1 pseudogene is annotated in these 255 nt (G+C 60.4%); it reads left to right on the top strand.

The features are described 5' to 3' along the window. A pseudogene (locus ACG02S_RS26360) lies at nucleotides 1–255 on the top strand (group II intron reverse transcriptase/maturase); the annotation flags it as partial.

Raw genomic sequence — 255 nt, forward strand, 5'->3', positions numbered from 1 at the left:
TGGACCTGGCGAAATTCTTCGACCGGGTGAACCACGACATCCTTGTAGACCGGCTCAGGAAGCGCATCCCGGATACAGCCGTCCTGCGGCTCATCCGTGCGTACCTGAACGCCGGGATCATGGATGGCGGGCTACTGCTTAGCGCGCTACGCCGATGACGCCAATGTCTATGTGGGCAGCACCAAGGCGGGCGAACGGGTTTTGGCGTGGCTCAGGAAGCTATACGGCAAGCTGAAGCGTCAGGTCAATGAAGCC

This window comes from Pelomonas dachongensis, from assembly GCF_043555865.1.
Taxonomy (GTDB): domain Bacteria; phylum Pseudomonadota; class Gammaproteobacteria; order Burkholderiales; family Burkholderiaceae_C; genus Pelomonas; species Pelomonas dachongensis.